This window comes from Corynebacterium aurimucosum (genome assembly GCF_046895345.1).
Taxonomy (GTDB): Bacteria; Actinomycetota; Actinomycetes; order Mycobacteriales; family Mycobacteriaceae; genus Corynebacterium; species Corynebacterium aurimucosum_G.
Genome location: NZ_CP160096.1, coordinates 2355271 through 2368757, shown reverse-complemented (window position 1 = coordinate 2368757; position 13487 = coordinate 2355271). Strand labels below are relative to the sequence as shown.

The 13487-nt window shown below is 59.3% G+C and carries 14 protein-coding genes; 4 read left to right on the top strand and 10 right to left on the bottom strand.

Annotated features, from left to right (window positions below):
- Position 1 precedes the first annotated feature (1 nt).
- The 8 genes from dnaB to ABZS45_RS11145 all read right to left on the bottom strand — a co-directional run bounded on the left by dnaB (position 2) and on the right by ABZS45_RS11145 (position 7899).
- The gene (gene dnaB, locus ABZS45_RS11180; RefSeq protein WP_010187892.1) at positions 2 to 1426 is read right to left on the bottom strand and encodes a replicative DNA helicase; all 1425 of its coding nucleotides are present in this window, start codon (positions 1424 to 1426) and stop codon (positions 2 to 4) included.
- Between the two features lie 644 nt (positions 1427 to 2070).
- Complete coding sequence (gene rplI, locus ABZS45_RS11175; RefSeq protein ID WP_010187895.1) at positions 2071 to 2523, bottom strand: 50S ribosomal protein L9; 453 nt, start codon at positions 2521 to 2523, stop codon at positions 2071 to 2073.
- 46 nt (positions 2524 to 2569) lie between these two features.
- Complete coding sequence (locus tag ABZS45_RS11170) at positions 2570 to 3160, bottom strand: single-stranded DNA-binding protein (protein ID WP_010187897.1); 591 nt, start codon at positions 3158 to 3160, stop codon at positions 2570 to 2572.
- 51 nt (positions 3161 to 3211) lie between these two features.
- The gene (rpsF, locus tag ABZS45_RS11165) at positions 3212 to 3502 is read right to left on the bottom strand and encodes a 30S ribosomal protein S6 (RefSeq protein WP_412099880.1); all 291 of its coding nucleotides are present in this window, start codon (positions 3500 to 3502) and stop codon (positions 3212 to 3214) included.
- Between the two features lie 147 nt (positions 3503 to 3649).
- On the bottom strand, positions 3650 to 3832 hold the full coding sequence (locus ABZS45_RS11160; RefSeq protein WP_412099879.1) for a hypothetical protein: 183 nt from the start codon (positions 3830 to 3832) through the stop codon (positions 3650 to 3652).
- Positions 3829 to 5184, bottom strand: coding sequence for a glycosyltransferase family 87 protein (locus ABZS45_RS11155; RefSeq protein ID WP_412099878.1), 1356 nt, complete (start codon positions 5182 to 5184; stop codon positions 3829 to 3831). Before ABZS45_RS11155 ends, ABZS45_RS11160 begins: the two co-directional genes overlap by 4 nt.
- A 62-nt stretch (positions 5185 to 5246) precedes the next feature.
- On the bottom strand, positions 5247 to 7463 hold the full coding sequence (locus ABZS45_RS11150; protein WP_412099877.1) for a transglycosylase domain-containing protein: 2217 nt from the start codon (positions 7461 to 7463) through the stop codon (positions 5247 to 5249).
- A gap of 76 nt (positions 7464 to 7539) precedes the next feature.
- Entirely contained in the window at positions 7540 to 7899 is a 360-nt protein-coding gene (locus ABZS45_RS11145) for a DUF5318 family protein (protein WP_412101174.1), read from the bottom strand.
- Positions 7900 to 8069: 170 nt separating this feature from the next.
- On the opposite strand from ABZS45_RS11145, the gene ABZS45_RS11140 reads away from it, so the two are divergent.
- The 3 genes from ABZS45_RS11140 to ABZS45_RS11130 all read left to right on the top strand — a co-directional run bounded on the left by ABZS45_RS11140 (position 8070) and on the right by ABZS45_RS11130 (position 10110).
- Complete coding sequence (locus ABZS45_RS11140) at positions 8070 to 8549, top strand: MarR family winged helix-turn-helix transcriptional regulator (protein WP_412099876.1); 480 nt, start codon at positions 8070 to 8072, stop codon at positions 8547 to 8549.
- Between the two features lie 83 nt (positions 8550 to 8632).
- Positions 8633 to 9616, top strand: a complete 984-nt coding sequence (locus tag ABZS45_RS11135; protein ID WP_412099874.1) for a universal stress protein — start codon at positions 8633 to 8635, stop codon at positions 9614 to 9616.
- Positions 9617 to 9627: 11 nt separating this feature from the next.
- Entirely contained in the window at positions 9628 to 10110 is a 483-nt protein-coding gene (locus ABZS45_RS11130; protein WP_412099873.1) for a hypothetical protein, read from the top strand.
- Here ABZS45_RS11130 and ABZS45_RS11125 read toward each other — a convergent pair.
- Both ABZS45_RS11125 and ABZS45_RS11120 read right to left on the bottom strand, forming a co-directional pair.
- Complete coding sequence (locus ABZS45_RS11125; protein ID WP_412099872.1) at positions 10107 to 11036, bottom strand: rhodanese-related sulfurtransferase; 930 nt, start codon at positions 11034 to 11036, stop codon at positions 10107 to 10109. The two genes, ABZS45_RS11130 and ABZS45_RS11125, sit on opposite strands and share 4 nt — an antisense overlap.
- A gap of 53 nt (positions 11037 to 11089) precedes the next feature.
- Positions 11090 to 12586 carry a DUF1846 domain-containing protein gene (locus tag ABZS45_RS11120; protein ID WP_412099871.1) on the bottom strand — a complete coding sequence of 499 codons (1497 nt, stop codon included), beginning with the start codon at positions 12584 to 12586 and terminating at the stop codon, positions 11090 to 11092.
- 77 nt (positions 12587 to 12663) lie between these two features.
- Between ABZS45_RS11120 and ABZS45_RS11115 the strand changes: the two genes are divergently transcribed.
- Positions 12664 to 13479, top strand: a complete 816-nt coding sequence (locus ABZS45_RS11115) for an Fpg/Nei family DNA glycosylase (RefSeq protein WP_412099870.1) — start codon at positions 12664 to 12666, stop codon at positions 13477 to 13479.
- Positions 13480 to 13487 lie beyond the last annotated feature (8 nt).

Sequence of the window (13487 nt, the reverse complement as noted above, 5' to 3'; positions counted from 1 at the left end):
TTTAACCGTGCGCCATGTTGACGAACTTGGAGTAGTGCAGCTGGTGTGCCACCTTCACCGTGTCGATCGGGCCGCCACGGTGCTTAGCCAAAATGATGTCTGCTTCACCAGCACGGGGATCATCGCGGTCTTGCGAGTCCGGGCGGTAGAGCAGCATAACCATATCGGCGTCCTGCTCAAGCGAGCCGGACTCACGTAGATCCGCCAGCTGCGGCTTCTTATCGGTACGGGATTCTGGACCACGGTTCAGCTGCGAAATAGCGATGAGCGGAACTTCCAACTCCTTGGCCAACAGCTTGAGCTGGCGCGAAAACTCCGAAACCTCTTGCTGGCGGGACTCCACCTTTTTGCCCGAAGACATCAGCTGCATATAGTCCAGCACAATGAGGTCTAGACCGTGCTGCTGCTTGAGGCGGCGGGCCTTCGAGCGGATTTCCATCATGGTGAGATTCGGGGAATCATCGATGAACAGAGGCGCATCCTGGATGCGGTTGAGGGTGTCATCGATCTTGGCCCAATCCTCCGTGGACACGCGGCCACCGCGCATATCCGACAGCTTCACTTCCGCCTCCGCCGACAACAGGCGCATAACGATCTCTGAGGCAGACATCTCTAGGGAGAAGACCACAGAGGTCTTGTTGTGCTGTAATGATGCCGAACGCATGAAGTCCATGGCCAGCGTGGACTTACCAACGCCAGGGCGGGCGGCGACGATGATCATCTGGCCGGCGCGCAGGCCATTGGTCAGGTTATCGAGGTCGATGAAGCCGGTGGGCACGCCGGACTCCACGCCGTTTTGTTGCAGGGCGGCGAGTTCATCAATGGTGGGATCGATGAGATCACTCAGCGCACGGTAATCCTCGGTCGTCTTCTTCTGCGCGACGGCGAACACTTCCTGCTGGGCACGATCCAGCACGGACTCAATCTCCATGTCTTCGGAGCCCTGGAAGCCAAGTTGGACGACTCTCGTACCGGCGTCCACCAGCTTGCGCAGCACCGCCTTCTCCGCGACAATCTCCGCGTAATAGCGGGCGTTGGCAGCGGTTGGCACCGTGGCCAACAGGGTATGCAGGTAGGGCGCGCCGCCGACGCGCTCGAGGTTGTTATACCGATCGAGTCGGGCCGCCACAATCACCGCATCAATGTCGGTGCCTGCGGCATAAAGGTCAATCATGGCCTGGTAGATGAGCGTGTGCGCAGGATAGTAAAAATCTTCCGGCTCCAGCTCTTCAATGACCTCCATGACCGTGTTCGGGCTCAGGAGCATAGCACCAAGGACGCCTTGTTCTGCCTCACGGTCCGCGGGCGGCTGACGGAATTCACCGTAACGCTTAGGCTCCTCCTGCCGGTAGGAGCGGCGGGGTTCCTCCTCTACCGGCTCCGGTGGTGGTGGAACCTGGTCATCATCAAAACTGGCATTAGTCATTGCTCATTAATCCCACCGTTCAATAATCCCACCCTGGCCGTGTGCCTGAAGTACTCACTCTTCTCCGCGCCGGACGGCCAAGCTTCGATGCAGTGCCAAGCGACAACCGCGCTTAGTACACAACAGTCTAGCTGAGGGTCAAGACACTACCCCTTGGGCATAACTTCCACAGTTACCCACAGAGACCTGTGGAATTCCCAGGTCAGCAAAAACAAAGCGTGCAAAGACAGAGGTCAGGGCTGTGGACAACTTCGCAACGCTGTGACCAGCGACGATTATTTCCGCTGGTCAAGGAAGGTTTTTCCCAGTGTGAAAATCCACACAAAACCGGTGGAAAAAGTAGGCCCCCAACTGGAAATCGCCCCTACCAGCGGGTTAACACCATGCGCCGTGAGTAAATTCACCGTTAACTCACCACCGAGTTATCCACAGATAATGCGCGTTATCCACAGTTTGAATCTGACCCTAAATCTCTATCCCCAAAAGCCCACAAAACGGCCTGAGACCGTGCTTCCTCTCACCACCTCACATAGTGGGAGGAGCACGGCCTCAAGCCTTGCTGTTGTCTTAAGATCACGTCCTGCGTACCGGCGCCGCGCCTCACACACGGGCGGACGGAGGGTGACCGTCGTGCGCCTTAATTCTTAGGCAGCGACGACCGAGAAGTTCACCTTGCCGATAACGTCAGCGTGCAGCTTCAGCTCGACTTGGTAGTTGCCGGTCTTCTTGACCAGGCCCTTGGGAAGCACAACAATGCGCTTGTCCAGCTTCGGGCCGCCAGCGGCGGCAACGGCGTTCACGATGTCCTCTGCGGACACGGAGCCGAAGAGCTTGCCGGACTCGGAGGTCTTCACCGGGACGTTAACGTCCTTGAGCTCCTCCAGCTGGGTACGGATCTCGCGTGCATGGTCCAGGTCGCGGATTGCGCGAGCTTCCTGGGCGCGCTTGATGCCCTCGATCTGCTTCTCAGCACCGCGGGTGGCAACGATAGCCAGGCCGCGCGGAAGCAGGTAGTTACGTCCGTAGCCGTCCTTAACCTCTACAATTTCGCCGGGGGCGCCGAGGTTCTCAACGGCAGCGGTGAGGATCAGCTTCATGATCCCTGCCTTTCAATTGAGTTAAATGAATACTTGCGTGACAGTCTTAGAACGGGGGTTCTGCATCCGCACCACCAAAGCTTCCTGCTTGGGGTGCCGAATTCCACGGATCGTTGCTCGGAGCCGACTGCTGGGACTGCTGCGGGGCAGAGGACTGGGACTGGTTTCCAGAGAAACCACCCTGGTTTCCGGAGAAACCGCCTTGGTTGCCGCCGCCGTAGTTAGCACCACCCTGCTGCTGGCCGCCGCCATAGTTGCCGCCGCCGTTGCCGGACTTGCGGTTAACCTGAGCAGTTGCATAACGCAGGGACGGGCCGACCTCATCGACCTCAATCTCAAAAACAGTGCGGTTCTCGCCCTCACGAGTCTGGTAAGAGCGCTGGCGCAAACGGCCAGTAACGATAACGCGCATGCCCTTGGTCAAGGTCTCCGCAACGTTTTCTGCGGCTTGACGCCACACGTTGCAGGTGAGGAACATGGCCTCGCCATCCTCCCACTGGGAAGTCTGCTGATTATAGCGACGCGGGGTGGAGGCAACACGGAAATTCGCCACTGCGGCACCCGCCGGGGTGAAGCGCAGTTCCGGGTCAGCAACGATGTTGCCGACAACCGTGATGTTGGTATCTCCCTGAGCCATGTCTCTACTCCTTAATATCGGTTACGTGGATTGCTCGAAACCCAGTATCCGCTATTTGCTGTCGGTGCGCAGAACCTTGGTACGCATAATGGAGTCGTTCAGGTTCAGACGGCGATCAAGCTCGAGAACAGAGTGGGATTCGCACTCCAGCTCCACGACTGCGTAGATGCCCTCTTCCTTCTTGTTGATCGGGTAAGCAAGACGGCGCTTGCCCCACACGTCAACCTTTTCGACTTTGCCGCCATCCTTGCGGACTGCTTCGAGGAACTTGTCTAGGGACGGGGTTACGGTGCGCTCATCCTGATTGGGATCCAGAATGATCATGACTTCGTAGTGACGCACGGACCTCATCACCTCCTATGGTCTAGTAATTGGTATCGGCCATATCACCTTTGCGGATATGGCAGGAGGGTCTGTTGCGTCAAGCAACCCTCACACAGTACCGCACTGACCGGCGGAAAAGGAAATCCCCTATCTCCTCGGCCGCAGCTAGTGTGTCGACGCGACAAAGATCGCCGAACCAGCAGGAATCACAGTGAGGAACAAGAGAGCCAGCAGCCCCAGCACAATGGGCCAGGTGCGGTCTTGAGAGCGTTGAAAAAGGTAATAGGCGCTCAACACGCAGATAAAACCCAGCGTGATGGAGATGATGCCCAGGATCGTCATAGTCATAGCGCAAAATCCCCCGCCAATGGATCCCTACCGCCGTGCGCAGCACGGACCTTATCTTCCGATTTGCCCCACATCTGACGGATGATCAGCACACCGATGGCAATGATGAAGCCATCACGAGTAATCACCGCGATATCCAGCATCTCGTGCGGCAGGCCCTTATTCTCAGCCCCAAGCATGTGCCAGGTAAGGATGGGCCAGAGGAGGGCGTCGGCAAGCGCCCAGCTAAAGATGAGGCGCCAACGTGGCAGGGCCAAGAGTGCCGGTACGACGAGCCACAGTGAGTACTGCGGCGACCAGACTTTGTTGAAGATCAGGAAGGCCATGATGATGAGGTAAATCATCTCGGCCACTCGGGGCGCCCGCGGCGCCTTGAGCCCCAAGATGGCAATCGCAGCGCAGCACGCCAGGAAGGCCACAAGTGAGAAGGTATTGAGGGATTCAGCCTCAAAGCCTACGCCCGTCACCCGGCTCAACAGCGCATAGATCGTGGTCCACTCCGCACCGCGCTCTTGATTGAGTCTGAAAAACTCGCCCCACGCTTCGGGGTAAGCCAGCGCCACGGGAAGGTTCACCACGAGCCACGTCGCAGCGGTCGCCACGAACATCTTGAAGAAAGGTGCCCAGCGCTTGTGGCGGATGGCCAACACCAAAAAAGCGCCCACGATAAACAGGGGCCACAGCTTAAACGCTGTGCCGAGTCCAATGAGGATGCCGGCGAGCCAGTTCTTACGCTTTGTCACTGCAAGAAGCGCGCCCACCATGAAGGCCACCGACGGGATATCCCAGTTCGTAAAAGCGTGAATAACCACGAGTGGGCTGGCCGCCATGAGGATGGTGTCCCATGCCCGGTTGCCCGTGAGCTGGAAGACCATCACCACGGTGCCGACCCACACGAGAGACATGATGAACGCGGTCAGTCCGAAGTACCAGCTGACATCTGCCATCCCAAGCCACTCGACGGCCGGATAGGTGCTGCGCGCCAGCCACCCGACGGCTCCCTGGAAGAGGCCGGCCAGTACCGGGTACTCCATGTAGCGGGTGAGATCGCCCTCAACCCAGGAATAGGCATAGGGGAAGCCCGGCTGATCAAGTCCGCGACCACCATAGAGAGGGACGATGTCGTTATAGCAAAAAGCCGTGTATTGGCGGTTGCCATCCCAATTCAGGCTGATGATGCCGTCCTCGCCCCGGCGACTGCCCGCACAGGTTGCCTTGCTTAAGAAGCCAAAGGCCAAAAACGTCCATGCCAGCGTGATAATCGCACGCAGGGGTGTCCACCACCCGGAATGGACTGAACGAGCAAAACGCCCTGTCGGCCCACCCAGAGCGTCAACAGCGCTGCGGGTCATAGATTCGGATGAAAGAGGAACTATCCGCGTAGTAATGTTATCGCTCAATCGGGATCACTCTCCTATTGTCCAAGAAGTTGGCCGAGGCCATCTCCATTGAGAATGTCATCGAGCGAAGGCACTTCAGGATCAGCGGGTTGCTCAGGCTGGGCCGGCTGTTCTCGGGCCTCGCCCTGGCCCCCATCTTGGTGCTCACCGCCCTCTGCAGGCGCTTCCTCTTCAGCCTCGGGGCTATGGTTCTCCGGGCTGGCTGGCGCCTGGTCCCACGTGGTGGTTTGGCTCGGGTCATAGACATACCCGGAGCCCCAGCTGCCGACACCATAGTGAATCGGGTAGGCCTGCGGGAAGGTCTGCTGCTCGACGTTTGCCAAAGATGTGTCCAAGATGGACTTCCAAATCTTCGTCGGTGCATCTGAGCCGTACATGATGCCGCCCCACTGATTAAAGATCGCGGAGGTGTTATCGGCCGTACCTACCCACACTGCTGTTGCCAGCTGCGGCGTGGAACCAACCATCCAGGCATCTTTGTTGGTGCCCGTATCACCCAGCTGCGTGGTACCCGTCTTAGACGCCGACGGACGTCCTCCGGCCAACGCACCATTCGACCATGCAGCAATCGGCTGCATCGCAGAAATAACGTTATTCGCCACGTTGGCGGAGACGCGACGCTCACCGCCATCGGTCGGGTTCTCGTAGAGGACCTCACCGGCGGCGTTCTCTACCTTCTGCACGAAGTGCGGCTGATGCCACACACCCTGGTTAGTCAAGGTGGCCATGGCGGTTGCCATATCGAGCGGGCGGGACTGGTACTGGCCCAGCACGATGCCTTCATACGGCGTTCCACCGTTCTCCGTCAGGGTCTTCTCAATCCCCGGCAGGCTGCGAGCAACGCCCAGCGCGTGGGCCATGTCCGCGGTGTCCTGCATCTTGTTGTCCAGATCATCCTGGAGGCGCAGGAAGGACGTGTTATAGGAGTTCTTCAGTGCCTCAGCGATGGAACAGCTTCCACAGCCGCCGCCCACGTTGGTCACGGTCTGGGAGCCAGGCAGTTGGTAGGGAGCGGAGGAGTAATAGGTATTGAGGTCAATGCCCTGCTGGAGGGCCGCGGCCAGCGCCATGATCTTAAAGACCGAGCCGGTCTGCAGCGGGGAGTTGGCGTAGTCCCAACCATTCGAGTCATCGCCGCCAAAGTAACCGCGCACAGCACCCGTTGCTGGGTCGATGGTCACGGCTGCGGCACGGGCGTCCTCCTGCAGCACGGCAAGCTGCTCGTGGGCGGCGTCAGTTGACGCGTTTTGAACGGTCATGTCAATGGTGGTGGTCACCTTGAGGCCACCGGTGGCCAGCTGGTCTTCGGTGATTCCCACGCGTGCCAACTCGCCGGTGACTTGGTTCTTGATGTGCCCATAAGCACCGGGCGCCTCGGTGTAGGCAGAGTACTCGCCCGGGTCACGCGTCTCTGGGAAAGCCATCTGGGAGCGTTCAGCAGAATCCAGCTCGCCCATCTCGACGAGACCATCCATGACGTAGTTCCAACGAGCCTGCGAGCGTTCCTCATCCACCCACGGATCCAACACGGAAGGGGACTGGATGAGGCCGGCGAGCATAGCGCCTTCCTCCACGGTGAGGTCCTTAGCGTCCTTGTTGAAGTAAGCGTTAGACGCGGCCTCGATGCCATAAGCATTACGGCCGAAGTAGACCGTGTTGAGGTAGGCGTTGAGGATTTCTTCCTTGGACCACTCGTTGGTCATCTTCACCGAGTAGATGAGCTCACGAATCTTGCGGACGTAGGAGTATTCGTCCCCCACCAGCGTGTTCTTCACGTACTGCTGGGTGATCGTGGAACCACCACCGGCAGTGCTATCGCCCGTGAGCTTGCCCAAGACAGCGCGACCCAATCCCGTGAAGGAAAAACCGGAGTTCGTCCAGAATTCGCGGTCCTCGGCGGCCAGCACGGATCCCTCTACATAATCCGGAATATCGTCCAGGGTTACCTGCCGCCGGTTGCCCTCGGGCGGAACCAGCTTGGCCAACTGCGTTTCGCCATCGCCGGCGACGATGGTGGAAATCTGACTCGGCTGCAGCTCCTCGGGCTCAGGGACGTCGTACTGCGTATATGCGTAGCCGAAGAGCAAAGCAGGGATGCCCACGAGCACGAATAAAACAGTGAGCACGATCCACGGCCAGCGGCGTTTAGAGCTGGACGAATGTCGTGCGCTGCGCGAGGGGCTCTTCCGACGTTTACCGGACTTTCGCCCAGAGGTTTCCTTCTCGGTCACTGATCCGTGTCCTCATCAATCCTGTACAGAAACTGTAAATATATGCAGCTTACCGGCGCGAACTGGGAAGCCAAAACTACCCTAGAGCATAGACCGTGGCGGCTCGAAGCAGATGATTCCAGCGGCACGCCGGACACACTTCCACGAAGTGCACGGTGAATTCGATTCCTTCGGCGGCTATCTCCGCGATTTCTGCTTCGCTCCGTGCGCTGCCTGCTCGGCGTTTCAAGGCATCTCCGTACACCCACCGGGTCAGCCGCATTTCCTCACCGCAGACTGGGCACGGCTTGTGCATGTCGACGCCGTGGTGCTTCGCCGCAGCACGGAGGAGAAAATCGGCATCGCATACCTCTTCGCGCCCGAGCTTCCCCGCACGAAGTTCACGCAGATGTTGCGCGCGCTCCCATTCATAGGAGACCTCATTGCGGTAGGCCACGGCTGGCTTTGCCTTTGCCGACTCTGCCTTAGACGGGGAATTCACGCCGGACAGTGTAGTGCCAGCGACGCCAACAATCTAGGCCCCGACTAAGCACTTCGTGATAGAAAATCTAATTTTTCAACCAGCTAACTACCGCCACACGCAATCTCTAGCTACACTTATTTTCCATGAGTGAAGAAACTATTGAATCCCCGGTCCCCTATGAGGATGCCTTGGAAGTCGCCCGTCAGATCCAGCCCGCGCTCAATAAGCTCATGCTCATTTTCCAGCGCACTACGGAGGGAACGTCCTTAACAACGTCGCAGGTCTCCATCATGAACCAGCTGCGCATGCGTGGCCCTTCCCGTGTCAGCACCATCGCCCAAGCAGAGCTCATCCGAATGCCTACCGCCTCCAACGCGCTGTACCAATTGGAGCGCCACGGCTTCGTGGAACGTCACCGCGATGAGAAAGACCGCCGCGGTGTCCTCGTCGCCCTCACCCAGCTTGGGGAATCCGAGCTGACAATCGTCTCCCGCCAGCGCGCGGCGGCTTTGGCGGAGATCCTCCGCTGGCTCGATCCGAAGGACATCGAGGACGCTGACACTGTGGTCAATCTGATCTCCAAGCTCGCTGACGTCTACCGTCCAATCATGGAAGGGAAATAGACCAAAAAGTGCCGGTAGAGCGGATTTTATTTTCCGGCATGAAGGGTCGATAATGAAGAAAACGACCCCGAACTTTTTATTGAATGGCTAAGAATTCTTCACACCCTGCGGAAGGGCCATGCTCCCCGGACGACCAGCTCCCTCCGCTCCGCGTCCTCGTGTCGTGGAGTCCTAGCTCCACCGGCACGGAGGCCATCGAGTTTGCCGCGTGGCTCGCACGTTCCACCTCCGTTCGGATTCGCGTGGTTTCAACCATTTCGCAGCCCCTCACCGTGACGTCGCTCAGCAAGCTCAGCGGTTCCTACAAGAAGTGGTTCAAGAAGGAACGCGCCACCTGCGAGCGCGCTGTCAAACAGGCCTTGAACGAAGCCGGGGTGGACAAGGAGCAGCTCGATAAAACTGTCTCCGTTCTCTTGGCAGGGCCCTCTCGCCCCCAGCTCTTGGAACAGGCGGCTAAGGACTTCAAGGCGAGCGTCATCCTCCTTGGAGCCAATCAATCCGCGCCGAAGGGCCGTTTCTTCTCGGGCTCTACCGCTGATGCGCTTCTGCATTATGCGCCACTGCCCGTGGGTTTGATTCCCCGCGGCATCAAATTGTCCAAGCACGGCGTTACCCGCATCAATTTCGCCTTTACCGACTTGGGTAATGCCGACGACCCCGCCCTGCTGCATGCCGCATGCATTGCGCAGCGCGGCGGAATCCCCCTGCGTATCCTGGCGTTTTCCGCCAAGGGGCTTGTCGACGTCCCCCTCGAATACTCCCCCACCTTTCCTTCCGATGCCCCCAATTGGCGTGAGCACTCGCTCTCGCTGTTGGACCGAGCCCACGATTTCATCGCGGAGACCTACCCGGAAGTGTCGGTCACAACGGCCATCGGCAGTGGCCATGGCTGGTCCGGCGCGGTGGATTCATTGAAGTGGAAGAAGGGCGACCTGCTCTGCTTGGGTTCCGCTCCCATGGGGCCCATCGAACGCGTCTTCATTGGCAGCACAGCCACCGAGCTGCTTCCCCACTTGGGCGTTCCAGTACTGGTCTGTCCCAGTACCTACGATAAAGAAGCACGTTAGACTGACAAACCATGGCAGCAGAGCACCCCGAAAACGATCTCACGTCCGACGCGGACTATACGAACCTGCCTCGCCCTGAGCCCCGCAGCTTTGACGAGCTTGCCGACGAACCCGATCCCCTCACCGTCGCCGAGGCTAATCGCCGTTCCTCGCGCCAGGCGCTGTGGTTTATGATTTTCATCCTCGTCGGTTCGGCGCTCTATGCGCTCCTCCTCGCGGGCCTCTTCAAGGTCGCCGGGACCACAACCAATTGCCTCCAAGCCGAGTATGCCGCCTGGCTTTGTACAAGGACCCAGCGCACCGTGTTCGCCACGACGACGCTGATCATCCCCTTCTTCGGCATGATCGGCTGCGCCGTCATCATGGTGCGCAAACTCAAGGCCTATGTGCGCTGGCGCGGCTGGATGGCTATCTTCTGGGTCATGGCCGGCAACTTCATGATCTGGTGCATCAACGATATCCAGATCCTGCTCGCCCCGGTTGTCGAAAACTAGCCCTGCGCCTGGGCGGCAGCCACCTCGGCACAATCTGGGCGCCCACAGTGCTGTGTCTCCACGTGCTGGATGCAATCATCGCAGATGAGCACCTGCTTGCGGCACGTGTCCTCATTAATGCAGTTATGGAAGGTATTCGTCCCCTTCCCACAATGCACGCAGTGGCCGAGCTGAATAAAGCCCGGATCCTCTAAGCCCTGGCCAAACTCGTGGTGCATGCGCTTGTCAAAGACGTACATTGAGCCTTCCCACAGGCCATCGTTGCCGTACTTCTCGCCATAGCGAACAATGCCGCCGTCAATTTGATAGACCTCGTTGAAGCCTCGGTTCTTCATCAGCGCGGAGAGGATTTCACAGCGAATACCGCCCGTGCAGTAGGAGACCACGGGCTTATCCTTCATCCAGTCATATTTGCCGGACTCGAGTTCAGCGATGAAGTCGTGGGTCGTGCGCACATCTGGCACCACTGCATTTTTAAATTTGCCGATTTCCGCCTCCATGGCGTTGCGCCCGTCGAAGAAAACAACTTCCTCGCCACGCTCCTCCACCAGCTTGTTAACTTCTTCGGGCTTGAGGTGGACACCACCGCCGATGACGCCGTTTTCATCCACCTTGAGCTCGCCCGGCGCGCCGAAGGCCACGATTTCATCGCGTACCTTGACCGATAGTCGCGGGAAGTCGTCAGCACCACCCTCGGACCACTTGAATTCCATCTTCTTGAATCCCGGGTACTCACGGGTTTCGCGCACATAGCGCTTGCACGCATCCATGTCCCCGCCCACGGTGCCGTTAATGCCGTGCTCCGAGATGAGGATGCGGCCCTTCAGCCCGAGCTTCTCGCACAGGGAGCGCTGCCACAGCATGATCGCGGTGGGGTCCTCGATGGGAGTAAAGCAGTAGTAGAGGAGAATCTTGCCAATAGTCACGCCCGCAAGTCTAGGCCTGCTAGTGGCAAGATCCCCAATCTTTCGGCGAAGTCTTAGCGCTTCTGGTACAGCGCGCTCTTGCGGGCAAAGACCGGGTCGGAGGTCACCAGAACACCTAGGTTGCGGAAGATGCCCTCATCCACCGAACCCAAGATGGTGGTGGTGTGAACATCGCAGCCCTGCAGCTCCTTGAGCGCCTCAAGCGCGCGGCGGGCGTTCTCGTCCTTCGCCGCCGATACCGACAGCGCGATGAGGACCTCGTCGGTGTGCAGGCGCGGGTTCTGGGAGCCCAGGTGCTTTGTCTTCAGCGTTTGGATGGGCTCGATGGATTCCGGGGACAACAAGTGCAGGTCATCATCAATGCCGGCTAGGTGCTTGAGTGCATTGAGCAGCGCGGCTGCGGAGCAGCCCAGCAACGGGGAGGTGCGGCCGGTGATGATGGTGCCGTCGTGAAGCTGCAGCGCGGCTGCCGGGCCTTGCGTCTCTTCCGCCTTCTGACGTGCTGGGAGCACAACCGGACGGTCGGTGGACTTGATGCCGGCCTTCGCCATGACCACGGCGGCGCGCTCGGACTGCGTGGTGTCGAGGCCGTTGCGGGCTTCCTCCACCAAAGTCTTGAAGTAGCGGCGGATGATCTCCTGCTGGGAGGCTTCGCGGCAGACTTCGTCATCGGTGATGCAAAAGCCCACCATGTTCACGCCCATGTCCGTCGGGGACTGGTAGGGCACGGTGCCGGTCAGACGCTCCAGCAGGGACTTGAGCAGCGGGAAAGCCTCGACATCACGGTTGTAGTTCACCGTGGATTCGCCGTGCGCGGAAAGGTGGAAGTGGTCGATGACGTTGGCATCGTTCAGGTCCACCGTGGCCGCCTCATAGGCCAGGTTCACCGGGTGATCGAGTGGCAGGTTCCAGATGGGGAAGGTCTCGAACTTGGCGTAGCCCGCCTGCACACCACGCAAATTCTCGTGGTATACCTGCGACAACGCGGTGGCCAGCTTGCCCGAGCCCGGCCCCGGCGCGGTCACCACGACGAGGTCCCTAGAGGTTTCCACGTAGTCGTTCTTGCCCAGGCCATCCTCGGAGACAATGAGGTCGATGTTGGCGGGGTAGCCCGGAATGATGCGGTGGCGTGACACGGTCAGCCCCAAACGCTCAAGGCGCTCGATGAAGGCCTCCGCCTGGCTATTGCCATCCTCAAGCTGGGTCATGACAATGTTATTGACCAAAAAGCCGCGGTCCCGGAAGACGTCGACAAGCCGCAGCACATCATCTTCGTAGAGGATCCCCAAGTCACCGCGCATCTTCTGGCGCTCGATGTCCTTGGCGTTGATGCAGACAAGGATTTCAACGTCATCCTTGATGCGCTCGAGCATCGCAATCTTGTTATCCGGAGTGAAACCGGGCAGCACGCGGGAGGCATGCATATCGTCGAAAAGCTTGCCGCCCATCTCAAGGTAAAGCTTCCCGCCGATTTCTTTGCGCCGAGCGTTAATATGCTCCGACTGCAGTTCAATATATTTTTCACGATCAAAACCGAGCGCGCGCCCCATAGTATTTAGGCCCTTCCGTTCAACGGGTAGTACCCGAAAAGTCTACAGCAGCACAGCCCCCGCGTAGACTTCCTGACATGCCTGAGGGACACGTTATTCACCGCCTTGCCCGTACACTCAATGCGGATTTCCGTCACGAGCCGCTGGCCGTGAGCAGCCCCCAAGGCCGGTTCGCTACGGAGGCCGCGCTTGTCGACGCCTCTCCCCTCTCCCTCGCCGAAGCCTTTGGCAAGCACCTCTTTCTCCACTTCGATGCGGATAACCCGCGCCACGTCATCTACATCCATTTAGGGCTCATTGGATCCCTGCGCTTTGAGCCTTCTGCCGATGTGTGGGGTCAGATCCGTCTACGCATTGATAACGGCACCACGGCCGCGAACCTGCGCGGACCGCAGTTCTGCACCCTTATTACTGAGGATGAGTACCAGGCCAAGGTGGCGAAGGTGGGCCAGGATCCGCTGCGCAAGGATGCCGATCCGGATGCCCTATGGGCCCGCGTCCATTCTTCGAAGCGGAGCATCGGTGCCATGCTCATGGACCAGGGCCTATTCGCTGGGGTGGGCAATATCTACCGCGCAGAAGCCCTTTTCCGCCAAGGGCTTTCCCCCTTCATCCCGGGCAAGCAGCTCGACCGCGCCGAATTCGATGCCATCTGGTCGGACCTGGTGGAGCTCATGGACTACGGCGTCGAGCACGGCCGCATCGACACGGTCCGCCCCGCGCACACACCGGAGGCCATGGGCCGCGAGCCCCGCAAAGATGACCACGGCGGCGAGGTCTACGTCTACCGCCGCGCCGGGCAGCCGTGCCATGTGTGCGGCACCGAGATCCGGGAACAGGTCATGCAGGGCCGCAACCTCTTCTGGTGCCCCACCTGCCAACCCGCACGCTAGGGTGTGGG